Raw genomic sequence first — 16,468 nt, 5'->3', positions numbered from 1 at the left:
GGAGAATGACGATGAAGGTACTGATGGTATTGACATCCCACGACGCGCTGGGAAACACAGGCAAGAAAACCGGGTTCTGGCTTGAGGAATTCGCCGCCCCTTATTACACCTTCAAAGATGCCGGCGCTGATGTGGTGCTGGCGTCGCCGGCAGGCGGACAGCCGCCGCTGGACCCGAAAAGCGATTTGCCGGAATTCCAGACCGAACTGACCCATCGCTTCAAGGCCGACCCGGCAGCACAGCAAGCGCTGGCTTCCACGGTGAAACTGGACAGCGTGCGTATGGAAGATTTCGACACGGTGTTTTATCCGGGCGGTCATGGTCCGCTGTGGGATTTGGCGGAATCACCGGTTTCCATTGCGCTGATCGAAGCATTTGAACGGGCCGGAAAACCCATCGGTTTCGTGTGCCATGCTCCCGGCGTCTTGCGCCATGTCAAGGCCGCCAATGGCGAGCCTCTGATCAAAGGTCGCCGGGTCACCGGGTTTACCAACACGGAAGAAGCGGCAGTGGAATTGACGGATGTGGTGCCGTTTTTGATTGAAGACGAGTTTCAGAAACTGGGCGGGTTGTATTCCAAAGGCCCTGACTGGCACCCTTACCTCGTCGAGGACGGTAAGCTTGTCACCGGCCAGAATCCGGCCAGTTCGGAAGCGGTCGCCAAGGCGTTGTTAAAACAACTGGCTTAATCGGCTGACAAAGGAAACAGGCAGAATGACCATAAGATTGCATCATCTGAATGCTTCGCGTTCCATGCGTATTCTCTGGTTGCTTGAAGAGGCGCAGCTTCCCTATGAGCTGATCCGCTACCAGCGCAATCCGCAGACGCAACTGGCGCCGGAAGCGCTCAAGGCTATCCATCCGCTGGGTAAATCGCCGGTGGTGGAGATTGACGGCAAGGTGATTGCCGAGTCCGGCGCCATCGTTGAGTACATTATCAGTAAATACGCGCCGCAGCTGGCGCCCGATGAGCAGGATGCGGGTTATGCCGACTATCTGCAATGGATTCATTTTGCGGAAAGCTCGGCCATGCTGCCGGTATTACTGAAAGTCTTTAATCAGTTTGAGAAAAATACCGGTCAGACGCTGAAGTTTCTGGATGATTATGCCGAGGTGGAGTTCAAAAAAGTGTTTTCCTATTTGAACGACTACCTGGCTTCACGCGAGTTTATTGTTGGGCAGCGCCTGACCGGGGCGGACTTTATGTTGGGGTTCGTGGTGAAGCTGGTCACGGAGCGCTTTAATCTGGGGCAACAGTACCCCCATATTCTCCGTTATTCGCAACGCATTGCGGATATCCCGAGCTGGCAGCAGGCGCAGCGTCTGGAATCAACTCAGGCCTGACGGCTTTTACTGATTTTAGAACGGTTATCTTGTCTTAAAAGGGAGTTACAACTATGGCTGTTGAGAAAGTACTTTATCGCGCCCAGGCTTCGGTGACCGGCGGACGGGATGGACATGCGGTTTCCGATGATAATCACCTCGATCTGAAACTGACCACTCCGCGCGAGCTGGGCGGCCTTGGCGGTTCCGGCACCAACCCCGAGCAACTGTTTGCCGCCGGTTACGCGGCCTGTTTTACCGGCGCGCTGAAACTGGTGGCCTCCAAAGAGAAGGTGTTGGTTCCCTCCGCCACGGTGATTGAAGGTCTTGTCGGCATTGGTCCATCCGGCGGCGGTTTTGGTATCGAAGTTGAACTGCGCATTACCATTCCCGGCATGGACAAGGCGCAGGCTCAGGCGTTGGTGGAAAAAGCGCATCAGGTTTGCCCCTATTCCAACGCTACGCGCGGCAATATCGATGTGACATTGACCGTGTTGTAATTGTTTTTCGGATAAGTGTTGTAACTGTTTGTCGGATAAAGGGATGGCGCTCACACGGTCATCCCTGTCTCCTATTTTTCAACGTGGGCTATTGCAGCCAGAAACAGAGCGCATAAAACACGCCCAGACTCGCCATCACCGCCAGCATGGTGTGGCGAACCAGCAAGGCGATCGCCACGCTGCCCACCGCGCCCCATAAGTACGGGTTATCCGGAAAGGGACGCAGCGCTTCCTGATGCAGCAGGATCACCGGCCCGCAAATGGCCGTCAGCAAACAAGGCGCAGAGTAGTTGAGCGCTTGCCGGAACAGCGCAGGTAGCCTGACGGGAACGCCGGGTTCCAGAAACACGTAGCGGTAAGCAAATACGACCAGCGCCAGTAACAGTAATAATCCCCAACTCATGATGTTTCTCCGTTAAGCCGCGCCATCAGAACCGAAACGGCCATGCCGCCGAGGCCCGCTATCATGATCGCCCCTTCGATGCGCCAGTAAGCCAGCAGCATCGACATCAACAGTGAAAACAGCGTCCCCGCCAGTACCGGCAGGCGTTTGACCATCGGTACCACCAGCGTGATAAAGGTGGCGACGATGGAAAAATCCAGATGGTAGCGATCGAGATGGGGAATCGCATTCGCCATCATCACGCCCGCCAGACTGCATACCACCCAGCACAGATAAAACGTCAGCCCGGCGCCGAGTAGATAGGCGGTGGTCAGCCGTGTCTTTGCGGCTATCGCCAGCGCGAATAACTCGTCGGTCAACAGAAAACCGAGCAACAGGCGATAACGGGCTTTCAGCGGCGCGATGGTAGGGCGCAGCGTTAGACCATAAATCAGGTGCTGGGCGGTAATCACCATGACGGTCAGCAAGATAGTCATGACGCTGCTCCCCGACATCAACAGGCTCAGCGTCACCAACTGCGCCGCGCCGGCGAAGATAACCGCCGACATCCCCACCGCTTGCCAGAATGTCAGCCCGGCCTGTACCGCCATTGAACCCGCCAGAATGCCCCAGGGAATAACCGCCACGCACAGCGGCAACATAGCGACTGCGCCGCTAAGGAATTGGTTGGATGCCGAGTCCGACGGATATCGTCGTGATAAGGCGGTGAAAGGTGAAAATGACATAACCACGATTCTCTTCTTCAACGAATAAGCCGGAAGAATAGACAGAAGAGCGGCGGCGGTATTGAAAGAAATTGCCTGATGTCTGATTACTTCAGAGTACGGACAAACTCACCCGGCGTGATGCCCATTGCGCGTTTGAAATGGCGATTGAAGTGGCTCTGATCGGAGAAGCCGCACTGGGATGCGGTGTCAGACAGGCTAACGCCCTTTATCAGCAGCGAGCGCGCCTGACGCAGGCGAGCCTGAACCAGATAAGCATGGGGCGTCATGCCCAGCAGCGCCTTGAATTGTCTGAGAAAATGCCACGGGCTAAGGCCGGCTGCCTCCGCCAGTTGCAGCAGGCTGATATCCTGCTCCGGGCATTCGTCAAGCCACGCTTTCGCCCGCAGAATGGACTGGCTCGCCGATGGCAAGGTCCGTCCGTCGGAGCGGGTTTTGCTGTAGCGCATCATCAGCCAGCTCAATGACGAAAACAGCAGGGTTTCTTTCAACAGGCTATTGCCTGCCTGCGGCAGCAGGGTGAAGGCCAGCCGCAATTGCGCCGACAAGCCGGGGTCATGCAAGACGGCATCGGGAAACCACGGCGTGGCGCCTTGCGGCACGCGCAGGTCGCGCGACAGGTGGCATAACAAGTCCGGCGAAGGATAGATGGCGCGGTAGGACCAGCCGCTGGCGACTTCGGCGTGGCCGGTATGAATTTCATCGGCATTGACCAGAATGATATCGCCGGTGGGGGCGACGTGTTCACCGCCGGTGCGATAGAAACGCTGCGCGCCTTCCTCAATCACGCCGATACAGAAATTCTCGTGCGAATGGCGGGAAAAACGCTGGTGATGGTAGCGAGCCTGCAGCATTTCCAGCCCGCCCAGATCTTTCAGGTGGTGAAACTGCACTTCTTCCCGCGATGAAGGTTTTCCCATGACCCGCTCCCGAATCCTGTTTGGTATAAAATTGCTGCCGTATTGAATGCGCTATCCGAATTCAACTATACCGCTTTGCCTTTTAGCAGTTTTCTCACCCAAAACCGATTGGGGTGCAACGCCGCCAGCGTATCGCTGTCCAGCGGCAGCGGTTCGCCGAACAACTGCGATGCCAGTATTTCGGCGGCCAGCGGCGCAGAGCATAAACCGCGTGACCCCAACGCGCCAATCAGATAGAGATTCGGCCAGGACGGGGCGGCGGCTACTTCGTCGCCGTCAGCCAGCCGTTCTGGCAGATCCTGATAACACGCCAGTGTCTGTGGGTAATCCGGCACCTGACCCAGCAACGGCAGATGATCGCGGATCGCGCAGCGCACGCCGCAACGCGCCTGTTGCCCGGAAATGTCCACCTCGGTGGGCCAGTCACTGTCGGGCAGACAATCAATCAACCGCTGACGGTTCTGCTGTTGATCGGTTTCACGGTAATCCGTATCCGTATCGCCGCGATGATAGCTGGCGCCGATACAATGCGTGTGGTGATGCGGGCTGACCGGCGTCAGGTAGCCATCGTAGCACAGTACCTGACGCAGCGTGGACAGCGACGGCGTGTCGGGGACGTGGCTGACCTGACCGCGCACCGCGTAGACGGGCAGGCGGCGGGTCTGCTCCCAGTCGCTTACCTGATGACCGTTGGCCAGCACCACCGTGGCGTGTTGACGCTGACGGCCGTCCGCCAGCGTCAGTTGCCAGCCGCTGTCGGTGTGGGCGAGTGCGGCGACGGCGGTAGATAAATGCGCCTGCAGGCCCTGACGGCAGGCCAGCGCAAAGGCCGATGCGGTCAGCTCGGCCGGGCATAGCCAGCCGCCTTGCGGGTAGGTAAGGCCGTGGGTGTGCAGCGGTACGCCGGCCTGTTCGGTCAGGGTGCGCGCGTCCGCCGGGCGTACCAGCGTCTCCGGCCAGTTGCCGGCCAGTATCTGGGTTATTTTGCGCGTGCTTTTTTCATCGTAAGCCAGCTGGCTGACGCCGCACCAGTCGTGTTCAAACGTCACCCCTTGCGCGGCGAGAGTGTCATAGCAGCGGCGGGCGAAGCCGAACGCGGTGGCGAAAAATCCCGATAACGCATCCTGCTTGTCGTTCAGCAGCGGATAGAGCGCGCCCTGACGATTGCCGGAGGCGCGTTGTCCCACCTGTTCGTCGGCGCAGTACAGCGTCACCCGCGCGCCGCGTCGCAGCAGCGCGAGCGCCGTCAGTACCGCCGCGACGCCGCCGCCGACAATCGCCACCTCCTGCGGGTGTGTGGCCGCAGGACGCGCGTACCAGGGAGTGGGGTGCGGCTGTTCACTGCTGTGCGACACCGTGCCGCACAGCATTTCCCGTTTCTGACCGAATCCCTTGATTTTGCTGACGTCAAATCCCGCCTGTTGCAATCCCCGGCGCACAAAACCGGCCGCGGTAAAGGTCGCGAACGTCCCTCCGTTGCGACACAAGCGCGCCATGGCGTGAAATAACGCATCGGTCCACATGTCCGGATTTTTGGCCGGGGCGAATCCGTCGAGAAACCAGGCGTCGATACGCCGGGTCAGGCTGTTGTCCAGTTTGGGCAGCAGGGCGTTGACGTCGCCGAACCACAGGTCCAGCGTGATGCGCCCCTGCGCCAGAATCAGCCGGTGACAACCGGGCAGCGCCAGCGGCCAGTGCCGGCGCAGTTCGTCGGCGAAAGGCGCCAGCTCCGGCCAACTGGCGTGCGCGGCGGCCAAATCCGACTGGCGCAGCGGAAATTTCTCAAAACTGATGAAGTGCAGCCGCTGCAGCGCGGCGTCCGGTTGTTGCTGGCGAAACTGTTCGAACGCCTGCCACAGCGTCAGGAAATTCAGTCCGGTGCCGAAGCCGGTTTCCGCCACGGTGCAGACCGGGCCGGGATGGTCGGAGAAACGCTGCGGAAAACCGTTGCCCTGCAGAAAGACGTAGCGGGTTTCCGCCAGGCCATCCTGGTTGGAGAAATAAACGTCATCAAACTGTTGCGATACAGGTGTACCCTGAGCGTTCCAGTTCAGGTCTGCATGCTGGATGGAAGGGCTTGTCACGGCAACTAACTCATTATTCAAGCGGTGGCGAGATTTTAGCGAGCGGTTTATTAAGTCGCAAATTTGAGAAAAGTTAGTCTGATCGGACTTGTTCAGCTTACATCTGTACGCTAAAGTGCGGAGCTAAATCCAAACTCTACAAGCGGAAGAGGTATTGAATGAAACGTGCGGTGATTACTGGTCTGGGTATTCTGTCCAGCATCGGTAATAACAAAGAGGAAGTGCTGGCATCCCTGCGTGAAGGCCGTTCTGGCATCACTTTCTCCGAAGAGCTGAAAGATTCCGGCATGCGTAGCCACGTCTGGGGTAACGTCAAGCTGGATACGGCGGGCCTGATTGAACGTAAAATTGTACGTTTCATGAGCGATGCCTCTATTTACGCTTACCTGTGCATGGAAGAAGCCGTCAAGGATTCCGGGCTGTCCGAAGAAGCCTACCAGAACAATCCGCGCGTAGGGTTGATCGTTGGTTCCGGCGGCGGTTCCCCGCGTTTCCAGGTGTTTGGCGCTGACGCTATGCGTAGCCCACGCGGCCTGAAAGCGGTCGGCCCTTATGTCGTGACCAAGGCGATGGCTTCCGGCGTGTCCGCCTGTCTGGCGACGCCGTTTAAAATCCACGGCGTCAACTACTCCATCAGTTCCGCTTGCGCTACGTCCGCGCACTGCATCGGCAACGCGGTCGAGCAGATTCAGATGGGCAAACAGGACATCGTGTTCGCCGGCGGCGGCGAAGAGCTGTGCTGGGAACTGGCGTGCGAATTCGACGCTATGGGCGCGCTGTCTACCAAATACAACGAGACGCCGGAACGCGCTTCCCGTACTTATGACGCGGATCGCGACGGTTTCGTTATCGCCGGCGGCGGCGGTATGGTGGTCGTGGAAGAGCTGGAGCACGCGCTGGCGCGCGGCGCGCATATCTACGCTGAAGTGGTTGGCTATGGCGCGACGTCCGATGGCGCCGACATGGTAGCCCCGTCAGGCGAAGGCGCGGTGCGCTGCATGAAGCTGGCGCTGCAGGATGTCGATACCCCGGTGGATTACATCAATACTCACGGCACCTCAACGCCGGTGGGCGATGTGAAAGAACTGTGGGCGATCCGTCAGGTGTTCGGCGACAACGTTCCGCCGATCTCTTCCACCAAAGCCATGACCGGTCACTCGCTGGGCGCCGCGGGCGTGCAGGAAGCCATCTATACGCTGCTGATGTTGGAGCACGGTTTCATTGCGCCGAGCATCAACGTTGAAACGCTGGACGAGCAGGCGCAAGGCATGAACGTCGTCACCGAGCCGACCGAACGTCAGCTGACTACCGTGATGTCCAACGGTTTCGGTTTCGGCGGCACCAACGCCGTGCTGGTGATGCGCAAATACGCGCAGTAACCGCGAAAATATAAAAAATACCGGGCTTGCCCGGTATTTTTTTGTCTGACGATCGTTGCCGCCAATCCGCTTTTCTCTGCCGCTTTCTCTGATTTCCCGCGCGTTACAGCACTACTCACATCAGCTTACAGCACGACCCACATCAGCAAGGCCACCACCAGGATCGCTACCAGCGCCAGCCCGATAGGTTTATTGACCAGCGACCGCCATTCCTGCGGCAAGGCGACGATGAGCGGGTTGATAAACGGCTGCAACGGCGCGGCGGAAGCCTCCTGGATCTGCTGGAGTCGCCGGCGGTAGAGGAACGTCACCACGTCGCTGATTTGCGAAGGGGTGAGCGGCGTTTGTGGCGTAATGTTCAGGGTGCTGCGGGTGAAATCCTGCAACAGTTGTTGTTCCTGCTGATCGAGCGGCTGTTTCAGCGCCGCCTGCAGCGTATGCAGGGTGGGCAGGGTATGCTGCTGCAACAGAATGCTTTGGGTGTTGAGGAACTGGCTTAACACCTGAAAGTTCTTCGCCGGAATCGGATCGCCGGTTTTCAATCCCTGCATGTCCATCATCGTTTGCCAGACTTTACCCGGCGATTCGCCGGTCAGCGCCACCAGCTTTGACACCAACTGGTTGAGCTGGTTGTGTTCCGCGGGCAGCAGCGCGCGGTCCAGCAGCGCGGTCGCCGCCGGCGATGAATTGGCGGTGAACCCGTCCGGAATGACGCCGGTTTGCAGCATGGCCGCCAGTTGCTGAGACGTTTGCGGCAGCGGCGGCGGTATGGTGGCGGCGGTAGGCGTCTGGGGAAACTGAATCGGCTGCCCTGTCGCGGTATTGCCAAACGGCAGGGTATTGCCCCCCGTGGACAACAGTGTGGCGGCCTGCGGCAACTGGCCGTTTTGCAGCAGCGTCACCACCAGCTTTAGCTGCGAGGGCGTCAGCGAACTCAGCACCGTGTGGCCGAACTGCTGGCGGATGAAATCGCTGACGGCCTGACGGTTATTCCCCTGCGACAGCAGGCTGGTCAGCTGTTGCAGCAACTGGCGGGTATCCTGCGACCCCTGTACGGTCGTCAGTCGGTTCTGCAAACTCTGCTCGGCAGCCGGAAACTGGCTGGCAAGCAACTCCGCGTTATTTTTCGTGCCGAGCTCTGCGCGCACGGTTGCCCAGACTTCCGCCGGCTTGGCGCCGCTCAGGGTGGAAATCTGCACCACCAGCTTTTCCAGCGTGGTGCGCTGCGCCAGCGTGAGCGGTGAATCGTCCGTCTGGGATGTCGCGGTTTTCGACAACGCGGTTTCCAGCGTTTTTTCTCCCTGCAGGGAAACATTGCCGGGGTTACTGATCGGTTGCATGGTGTGATCCTTACCGTAAACGCTCGACGGGATTTCGCATCAACCCGATGAAATTATCGCCATCATACCCACTGTCATCATAACAACGGCGCGGTATTACCGATAGTTCGTCGGGCGTGAACAGGCGAAAATTCCGCTGAACCGAACGAAAAGGCGAGAAAACGCATGACCGGCGTGACGCGCGCCGATTCCGACGGGCAAAGCGGCGCGCGGAGATAGAGTAATCCGCGGCGCTCGCGTTATGCGGCCAGTGCCGGGGCTACGGTGGACGGGCTGCGGGTACGGATTGCCGCCGGCCTGATCGGGCATATCCATGATGATGTGACAACACGGTTCCACAGTAGCCAGCCTGCCGCTTTGACAACGGTTTCTGGCGGCCCGGTATGATGCCAGAACGCCGGCGGGTGCCGTTCCCGTCGTCAGTGTTACCCTGTGCCGGTTTGTGGCAGAATAATGCCCTTCGTTTCATCGCTGCGGCGCAGGTGTCGTCAGCGGTCTATCAGGAAAGCCAACGTGAAAATCCTAGTTGATGAAAATATGCCTTACGCGCAGACGCTGTTCAGCCGTCTGGGCGAGGTGACGGCGGTGCCGGGGCGGCCGATTCCGACGGATGCCCTGAACGGGGCGGATGCGCTGATGGTGCGTTCGGTCACCAAAGTGAACGCCGACCTGCTGACCGGCAAAGCGGTGAAATTTGTCGGTACGGCGACGGCGGGAACCGATCATGTCGATGAAGCGTTTCTGCGCCAACAGGGCATCGCCTTTTCCGCTGCGCCCGGTTGCAATGCGATTGCGGTGGTGGAGTATGTGTTTTCCTCGCTGCTGATGCTGGCGGAACGCGATGGCTTCAATCTGACGGATCGTACCGTCGGCATTATCGGGGTGGGCAACGTGGGCTCCCGTCTCAATGACCGACTGACGGCGCTGGGCGTCCGCACGCTGCTGTGCGACCCGCCGCGGGCGGATCGCGGCGATAGCGGGCCGTTCCTGTCGCTGGACGAGGTGGTGGCGCAGGCCGATGTGCTGACTTTTCACACGCCGCTGCTGAAAGACGGCCCTTACGCCACCTGGCACAGCGTGGATGCCGCGCTGTTGGCGCGTCTGAAAGACGGCGTCATTCTGATCAACGCCTGCCGCGGTCCGGTGGTGGATAACGCCGCCTTGCTGACGGCGTTGCAAGGCGGCAAAAACCTCAGCGTGGTGCTGGATGTGTGGGAGCCGGAGCCGGAGTTGTCCATCGAACTGCTTGATCGGGTCGACATCGGCACCGCGCATATCGCCGGTTATACGCTGGAAGGCAAAGCGCGCGGCACCACCCAGGTTTTCGAAGCCTGGAGCCATTTCATCGGTCAGCCGCAACAGGTCGCCTTGTCGTCGCTGCTGCCGGCGCCGGAACTGTCCGAGGTCACCCTGACCGTGCCGCTGGATGAGCGTCAGCTCAAACGGTTGGTGCATCTGGTGTATGATGTGCGCCGTGATGACGCCCTGCTGCGTCAGGTGGCGCACGTGCCCGGCGAATTTGACCGGTTGCGCAAGTTCTATCAGGAGCGGCGCGAGTGGTCATCGCTGCATGTCGTCTGCGCCGATCGGGAGAGTGCAGACCGGCTGAACCGGCTGGGTTTCACCGCGTCGGTCAACGATCACTAATTTCCTGTATCAAAATCAGATTAATCCGGGCGGTGCGATCATCGTCCGGTGTGTTTTATTCATTATTGTTGGGGAGAACGATCACATGTCCAATGGCTGGAATATCGCGCTGCTGGGCGCGACCGGCGCCGTCGGCACCGCTTTGCTGGAGCTGTTGCAGGAACGTGAGTTTCCCGTGGGTGAGCTCTATGCGCTGGCGAGTGAAAACAGCGTCGGCGAGAGCCTGCGTTTTAGCGGCCGTTCGCTGCGGGTGGAAGACGCCGCGGATTTCGACTGGTCGCAGGTACAACTGGCTTTTTTCGTCGCCGGTATGGAAGCCAGCGCCCGCTATGCCGACGCGGCGGGCAACGCCGGTTGCCTGGTGATTGACAGCAGCGGCCTGTTCGCGCTGGAGCCGGACGTGCCGCTGGTGGTGCCGGGCGTCAACCCGCACGTGCTGGCGGATTACCGCAACCGCAATATCGTGGCGGTGGCGGACAGCCTGACCAGCCAGTTGCTCACCGCGATCAAACCGCTGACGGAGCAGGCCGGGCTGTCGCGTCTGCATGTGACCAACCTGCTGTCGGTGTCGGCTCACGGCAAGGCAGCGGTGGATGACTTGGCCGGTCAGAGCGCTCGTCTGCTCAACGGTATTCCGGCCGAGCCGGGTTTGTTCCCGAAACAGCTGGCGTTCAACCTGTTGCCGCTGCTGGCGGATACCGAAGGCAGCGTGCGTGAAGAGCGTCGGCTGGTGGAGCAGGTGCGTAAGGTATTGCAGGACGACGGCCTGCCGATTTCGGTCAGTTGCGTACAGTCGCCGGTGTTTTATGGTCATGCGCAGGTGGTGCATCTGGAAGCGCTGCGTCCGCTGTCTGCCGATGAAGCGCGCGACGTACTGGCGCAGGCGGGCGATGTGGCGCTGAGCGAGGAAGACGACTACCCGACGCAGGTGGAAGACGCGTCCGGCAATGTACAACTGAATATTGGCTGCCTGCGCAACGATTACGGCATTCCCGAACTGTTGCAGTTCTGGTCGGTGGCCGACAATATCCGTTTCGGCGGCGCGCTGATGGCGGTGGAAACCGCCGAGCGGCTGATTGAGGAGTACCTGGGGTAATGACGGCGTTGCAGCACGCGGATGACGAGGCGCCGCTGAAAATCGCCCTGGGGATCGAGTATGACGGCAGTCGTTATTACGGCTGGCAGCGTCAGGCTGAGGTAGACAGCGTTCAGGGTTGCCTGGAGGCGGCGTTGTCTCAGGTGGCGAACGAGCGAATCGACGTATTTTGCGCCGGTCGCACCGACGCCGGGGTGCATGCGACCGGGCAGGTGGTGCATTTCACCACCCGGTCGGTGCGTAAGGATGCCGCCTGGACTATGGGCGTCAACGCCAACCTGCCGCCGGATATCGCGGTGCGTTGGGTGAAAACGGTGGATGACGCGTTTCATGCCCGTTTCAGCGCCACCGCTCGTCGTTACCGCTACGTGATTTATAACCGGCGCTTCCGGCCGGCGATCCTGTCGCGGGGCGTGACGCACTACTACCTGCCGCTGGACGCCGAGCGCATGCACCGCGCCGGTCAGTGCCTGCTGGGCGAGAACGATTTTACCTCGTTCCGGGCGGTGCAGTGTCAGTCGCGCACGCCCTGGCGTAACCTGATGCACCTGCGGGTGGTGCGTCAGGGGGACTATGTCGTGGTGGATATCAAGGCCAACGCGTTTGTGCATCATATGGTGCGTAACATTGTGGGCAGCCTGATGGAAATCGGGTGCGGCAACCAGCCGGAAAACTGGATGGCCGAACTGCTGGCGGCAAAGGATCGAACGCTGGCCGCCGCGACGGCGAAAGCCGATGGACTGTATTTGGTTTCGGTGGATTATCCGCAGGATTTCGGTATTCCATGCGCGTCGATGGGACCGCTGTTTCTGCCGGATGAGGCGATTTAAGGGTAACTGGCGCGTCGTCAACGAACGGCGAAGTCGGCATTTGAACTGAATAAGGACGCGATTATGCTGGATTTTGTACGGTTTATCATTGATTTCATCCTGCACATTGATGTGCATCTGGCTGGGCTGGTGGCGCAGTATGGCGTGTGGATCTACGCGATTTTGTTCCTGATTCTGTTTTGTGAAACCGGCCTGGTGGTCACGCCGTTCCTGCCCGGCGATTCGCTGCTGTTTGTGGCGGGCGCGCTGGCCGCGTTGCCGACCAATGACCTGAACGTTCACCTGATGGTGACGTTGATGTTGGTGGCCGCCGTGTTGGGCGATGCGGTGAATTACACTATCGGCCGGCTGTTCGGCGAGAAATTGTTCCGCAATCCCAACTCGCGCATTTTCCGGCGCAGCTATCTGGATCGCACCCATGCGTTTTATGAACGTCACGGCGGCAAGACAATAATTCTGGCGCGCTTTGTGCCGATTGTGAGAACATTTGCGCCCTTTGTCGCCGGGATGGGGCACATGCGTTACCGCGAGTTCGCCCTGTACAACGTGACCGGGGCGCTGCTGTGGGTGCTGTTGTTCACCTATGCCGGCTACCTGTTCGGCGATCTGCCGGTGGTGCAGGAGAACCTGAAGTTATTGATCGTGGCGATCATCTTCATCTCCATTCTGCCGGGGTTGATCGAGTTCTGGCGGCATAAGCGCGCCCTGACGCGGCAAAATATGAAATAAGTGGAAAATTATTTTAACATCCGGTTTGACCAGTTTTTTATCCACACGTCCGGATCGTTATGGTTTAATGAGCAGCATTTATGGCTGTGTTTGTATAAACAAGCCTGAATGCCAATGTCTTATCCCGGCGTATCCGGGATGCGATATCGCTTTATCGGCGGCGTTGCCAGGGATGGGGTAACGTGTAGCAGCGTACTGGCTGGTGCCAGGTTCAAGCAGAAAGGTTATCAATGAGCTGGATTGAACGAATTCTTAATAAAAGTAATGTCACGCCAACCCGCAAGGCGAATATTCCTGAAGGGGTGTGGACTAAATGTGACAGTTGCGGTCAGGTGCTTTACCGCGCCGAGCTGGAACGCAACCTGGAAGTGTGTCCGAAATGTGATCACCACATGCGGTTGTCCGCCCGGGCTCGTCTCCATGCGTTTCTGGACAAAGAAGGCATGGTGGAACTGGGCAGCGAGCTGGAGCCTAAAGATGTCCTGAAATTCAGAGACTCCAAAAAATACAAGGACCGTATCGTCTCGGCGCAGAAGCAGTCTGACGAAAAAGACGCTCTGGTGGTGATGAAGGGCACGCTGTACGACATGCCGGTGGTCGCGGCTTCGTTCGAATTCTCCTTCATGGGCGGTTCTATGGCTTCAGTCGTCGGCGCGCGGTTTGTCCGTGCCGTCGAGCAGGCGCTGGAAGACAACTGCCCGCTGGTTTGCTTCTCCGCCAGCGGCGGCGCCCGTATGCAGGAAGCGCTAATGTCGCTGATGCAGATGGCGAAAACCAGCGCGGCGCTGGCGAAAATGCGCGAACGCGGCTTGCCGTACATTTCGGTGCTGACCGACCCGACGATGGGCGGCGTGTCCGCCAGTCTGGCGATGCTGGGCGATCTGAACATCGCCGAGCCGAAAGCGCTGATCGGTTTTGCCGGCCCGCGCGTTATTGAGCAAACGGTGCGTGAAAAGCTGCCGCCGGGCTTCCAGCGCAGTGAATTCCTGCTGGAAAAAGGCGCCATCGATATGATCGTCCGTCGTGCGGATATGCGCTACAAACTGGCGAGCATCCTGTCCCGGTTGACGAATCGCCCGGAGCCGCAGGAATCCGCCGTGGCGCGGCCGCCCGTCTCGCCTGAATCACAGAGTGAAGCCTAATCAATGATGTACCGGGAGCAGGGCGGCGTTGTTGCCGTGTTCCCGGCAGCAATCAACCGTAAGTCAGTGAACGGGACTCATGGATAATCTTCAGACACCTCAAGCCACGTCGCCTCTGGCCACGTGGCTTCACTATCTTGAACATCTACACTTCCAGACCATCGACCTCGGTCTGGAGCGCATCCAACTGGCGGCGGAACGCCTGCATCTGCTGCAACCGGCTCCCCGCGTGTTTACCGTAGCCGGCACCAACGGCAAAGGCACCACGTGCTGCACGCTGGAATCCATCTTGAGCGCCGCCGGGCTACGGGTTGGCGTGTACAGTTCACCACACCTGCTGCGTTATACCGAACGAGTGCGCATTCAGGGCCGCGAATTGCCAGAGTCCCGGCACGCCGAGGCATTTGCCGCGATCGAGGCCGGTCGCAACGGCACTTCGCTGACCTATTTTGAATTCGGCACGCTGGCGGCGCTGTGGTTGTTCAAGCAGGCGCAACTGGATGTGGTGATTCTGGAAGTCGGGCTGGGCGGCCGTCTGGACGCCACCAATATCGTGGATGCCGATGTCGCGGTCGTTACCAGCATCGCGCTGGATCACACCGACTGGCTGGGTAACGACCGGGAAAGCATCGGCCGTGAAAAGGCGGGCATTTTCCGCGGGAACCGACCGGCCGTGGTGGGCGAACCGGATATGCCGGCATCGATTGCCGCCGTAGCGCAGGAAAAAGGCGCGCAACTGTTCCGACGCGGGTCTGACTGGCAGTTTTCACTGCAGGACGGCGGCTGGCGCTGGCAGAGCGGCGATGTTCATTATGATGGATTACCCATTCCTACCGTGCCGCTGGCGAATGCGGCGACCGCCCTGGCGGCGCTGCAAGCCTCCGACATTGTTCTGACTGTCGACGCCATCCGTCAGGGGCTGCGTCAGGCGCAATTGCCGGGACGTTTCCAGATTGTGAGCGAAAAGCCGTTGTTGATTCTGGATGTCGCGCATAATCCTCATGCTGCGGCCTACCTGGCCGCGCGACTGGCTGATTTACCGCGCGCCGGCCGGGTTCGGGCGGTGATTGGCATGCTGGCGGATAAAGACATCCCCGGCACGCTGGCGCATCTTAAGCCGCAGGTGGATGTGTGGTATTGCGCTCCGCTGGAGGGGCCGCGCGGCGCCGATGCCGGGCTGCTGGCCACGCATCTGGATCACTGTACGTCATTCCCGGATGTGGCGACGGCCTGGCGGCAGGCGATGCAGGACGCCGGCGAAGATGATGTAGTGATTGTTTGTGGTTCTTTCCATACTGTCGCGCATGTGATGGAAGCGCTGGACGGGAGCGGAACGCATGGCGAGTAAATTTCAGAATCGCCTGGTAGGAACTGTTGTGCTGGTGGCGCTGGGGGTGATCGTGCTCCCCGGCCTGCTGGATGGTAAGAAAAAGCATTATGAAGATGACTTCGCCGCTATCCCGTTGGTTCCCAAACCGGGCGATACGCTGGAAGCGGAGTCGATGCCGCCGATAAATCAGTCGCTGCCAGCCCAGCCGCCTGAAGGGGCCGAGGCGGCGATGCAGAGTAAGAATGCGTCCGCTGCGGAAACGGCTGAAGAGCCGGATTCCGCGCAATCCTCCGCCCGTCATGGCGCGTCCCAGCCGTCGTCTTCCCGCCCGGCCGCAACGCCGGCGCCGGTGGTGACAGAACCACGTGCGCCGGTTCAGCAAGTGGCGCCGCCAGCGATGAAGGCGCAGCCGGCGAAGCCTGAAGCCAAAAAACCGGAAACCAAACCGGAAAGCCGGCCGAAGCCCGAGGCGAAAGCGACGGAGAGCAAGGCGGCTGAAAGTAAGCAGGCCGAAAGTAAGTCGGCTGAAAAACCGGCCGACACCCGCGCGGCGGAAGCCAAAACGGAAAACAAAGCGCCGGAAAGCAAGCCGACGCCTCAGGAGCAGACGCCGGCCGGTCAGGCCTTTGTGGTGCAATTGGGCGCGCTGAAGAATGCCGATAAGGTCAATGAGATTGTCGCCAAGCTGCGTCTGTCCGGTTATCGGGCCTATACCGTGCCGTCGGCGCCAGTGGCGGGGCAGATAACCCGTATCTACGTCGGGCCGGATGCCTCGAAGCAGAAATTGCAGTCGGCGCTGGGCGAGTTGCAGCAGCTTAGTGGGCTGAGCGGGCAAGTCCGGTCGTACAGCGCGCGCTAAGGCGGCTAATCAGCCTATACCCAAAATAATTCGAGTTGCAGGACAACACGTTCACGTGTTGAACAACGCAACGCGTTGGACCTTTAGGGCAAGGCTCATAAGAGCCTTGTAACGCGGCAACAGAGTGAATCCCCAGGAGCTTACATCAGTAAGTGACTGGG

General features: G+C 59.6%; 16 protein-coding genes. 11 read left to right on the top strand and 5 right to left on the bottom strand.

What is annotated here, in order from left to right; genetic code table 11:
* Positions 1 to 11 precede the first annotated feature (11 nt).
* Genes DXXMK7_RS14290 through DXXMK7_RS14280 form a run of 3 tightly spaced genes read left to right on the top strand, consistent with a single transcriptional unit; the run spans position 12 to position 1,823 of the window.
* A complete protein-coding gene (locus tag DXXMK7_RS14290) occupies positions 12 to 689 on the top strand; it encodes a type 1 glutamine amidotransferase domain-containing protein (protein ID WP_038919672.1) in 678 nt (225 codons plus the stop codon).
* A 25-nt stretch (positions 690 to 714) separates the two neighbouring features.
* The gene (locus tag DXXMK7_RS14285) at positions 715 to 1,344 is read left to right on the top strand and encodes a glutathione S-transferase family protein (RefSeq protein WP_038919671.1); all 630 of its coding nucleotides are present in this window, start codon (positions 715 to 717) and stop codon (positions 1,342 to 1,344) included.
* Between the two features lie 53 nt (positions 1,345 to 1,397).
* Positions 1,398 to 1,823, top strand: a complete 426-nt coding sequence (locus DXXMK7_RS14280; RefSeq protein ID WP_038667380.1) for an organic hydroperoxide resistance protein — start codon at positions 1,398 to 1,400, stop codon at positions 1,821 to 1,823.
* Between the two features lie 88 nt (positions 1,824 to 1,911).
* On the opposite strand, the gene DXXMK7_RS14275 is transcribed toward DXXMK7_RS14280, so the two are convergent.
* The 4 genes from DXXMK7_RS14275 to mnmC form a co-directional block, all read right to left on the bottom strand.
* On the bottom strand, positions 1,912 to 2,226 hold the full coding sequence (locus tag DXXMK7_RS14275; protein WP_038667383.1) for an AzlD domain-containing protein: 315 nt from the start codon (positions 2,224 to 2,226) through the stop codon (positions 1,912 to 1,914).
* Positions 2,223 to 2,951 carry an AzlC family ABC transporter permease gene (locus DXXMK7_RS14270; RefSeq protein WP_188726071.1) on the bottom strand — a complete coding sequence of 243 codons (729 nt, stop codon included), beginning with the start codon at positions 2,949 to 2,951 and terminating at the stop codon, positions 2,223 to 2,225. Before DXXMK7_RS14270 ends, DXXMK7_RS14275 begins: the two co-directional genes overlap by 4 nt.
* 86 nt (positions 2,952 to 3,037) lie before the next feature.
* Complete coding sequence (locus tag DXXMK7_RS14265; protein ID WP_038919669.1) at positions 3,038 to 3,871, bottom strand: AraC family transcriptional regulator; 834 nt, start codon at positions 3,869 to 3,871, stop codon at positions 3,038 to 3,040.
* A gap of 65 nt (positions 3,872 to 3,936) precedes the next feature.
* Positions 3,937 to 5,955, bottom strand: a complete 2,019-nt coding sequence (gene mnmC / locus DXXMK7_RS14260; protein ID WP_038919667.1) for a bifunctional tRNA (5-methylaminomethyl-2-thiouridine)(34)-methyltransferase MnmD/FAD-dependent 5-carboxymethylaminomethyl-2-thiouridine(34) oxidoreductase MnmC — start codon at positions 5,953 to 5,955, stop codon at positions 3,937 to 3,939.
* Positions 5,956 to 6,113: 158 nt separating this feature from the next.
* On the opposite strand from mnmC, the gene fabB reads away from it, so the two are divergent.
* Positions 6,114 to 7,334, top strand: a complete 1,221-nt coding sequence (fabB, locus tag DXXMK7_RS14255; protein WP_038667395.1) for a beta-ketoacyl-ACP synthase I — start codon at positions 6,114 to 6,116, stop codon at positions 7,332 to 7,334.
* Positions 7,335 to 7,459: 125 nt separating this feature from the next.
* Here the strand turns inward: fabB and flk are convergent, their stop codons facing one another.
* Entirely contained in the window at positions 7,460 to 8,674 is a 1,215-nt protein-coding gene (gene flk / locus DXXMK7_RS14250) for a flagella biosynthesis regulator Flk (RefSeq protein WP_038919666.1), read from the bottom strand.
* A 513-nt stretch (positions 8,675 to 9,187) separates the two neighbouring features.
* On the opposite strand from flk, the gene pdxB reads away from it, so the two are divergent.
* From pdxB to dedD, 7 genes are all read left to right on the top strand, one after another.
* Positions 9,188 to 10,321, top strand: a complete 1,134-nt coding sequence (gene pdxB / locus DXXMK7_RS14245) for a 4-phosphoerythronate dehydrogenase PdxB (RefSeq protein ID WP_038919665.1) — start codon at positions 9,188 to 9,190, stop codon at positions 10,319 to 10,321.
* Between the two features lie 85 nt (positions 10,322 to 10,406).
* Positions 10,407 to 11,417, top strand: coding sequence for an aspartate-semialdehyde dehydrogenase (locus DXXMK7_RS14240; protein ID WP_038919664.1), 1,011 nt, complete (start codon positions 10,407 to 10,409; stop codon positions 11,415 to 11,417).
* A complete protein-coding gene (gene truA / locus DXXMK7_RS14235; RefSeq protein WP_038919662.1) occupies positions 11,417 to 12,247 on the top strand; it encodes a tRNA pseudouridine(38-40) synthase TruA in 831 nt (276 codons plus the stop codon). Before DXXMK7_RS14240 ends, truA begins: the two co-directional genes overlap by 1 nt.
* Before the next feature lie 63 nt (positions 12,248 to 12,310).
* Positions 12,311 to 12,976 carry a DedA family protein gene (locus tag DXXMK7_RS14230; protein WP_369831404.1) on the top strand — a complete coding sequence of 222 codons (666 nt, stop codon included), beginning with the start codon at positions 12,311 to 12,313 and terminating at the stop codon, positions 12,974 to 12,976.
* Between the two features lie 230 nt (positions 12,977 to 13,206).
* On the top strand, positions 13,207 to 14,118 hold the full coding sequence (accD, locus tag DXXMK7_RS14225) for an acetyl-CoA carboxylase, carboxyltransferase subunit beta (protein WP_038919661.1): 912 nt from the start codon (positions 13,207 to 13,209) through the stop codon (positions 14,116 to 14,118).
* A 79-nt stretch (positions 14,119 to 14,197) separates the two neighbouring features.
* Complete coding sequence (folC, locus tag DXXMK7_RS14220; protein WP_038919660.1) at positions 14,198 to 15,466, top strand: bifunctional tetrahydrofolate synthase/dihydrofolate synthase; 1,269 nt, start codon at positions 14,198 to 14,200, stop codon at positions 15,464 to 15,466.
* Positions 15,456 to 16,307: a cell division protein DedD gene (gene dedD / locus DXXMK7_RS14215; protein ID WP_038919658.1), complete on the top strand. Its 852-nt coding sequence runs from the start codon at positions 15,456 to 15,458 to the stop codon at positions 16,305 to 16,307. Before folC ends, dedD begins: the two co-directional genes overlap by 11 nt.
* Positions 16,308 to 16,468: the final 161 nt, after the last annotated feature.

This window comes from Dickeya sp. MK7, assembly GCF_000406305.1.
GTDB lineage: Bacteria > Pseudomonadota > Gammaproteobacteria > Enterobacterales > Enterobacteriaceae > Dickeya > Dickeya fangzhongdai.
The sequence above is the reverse complement of the archived record's forward strand: the minus strand, read 5'-3'. Positions and strand labels throughout refer to the sequence as shown.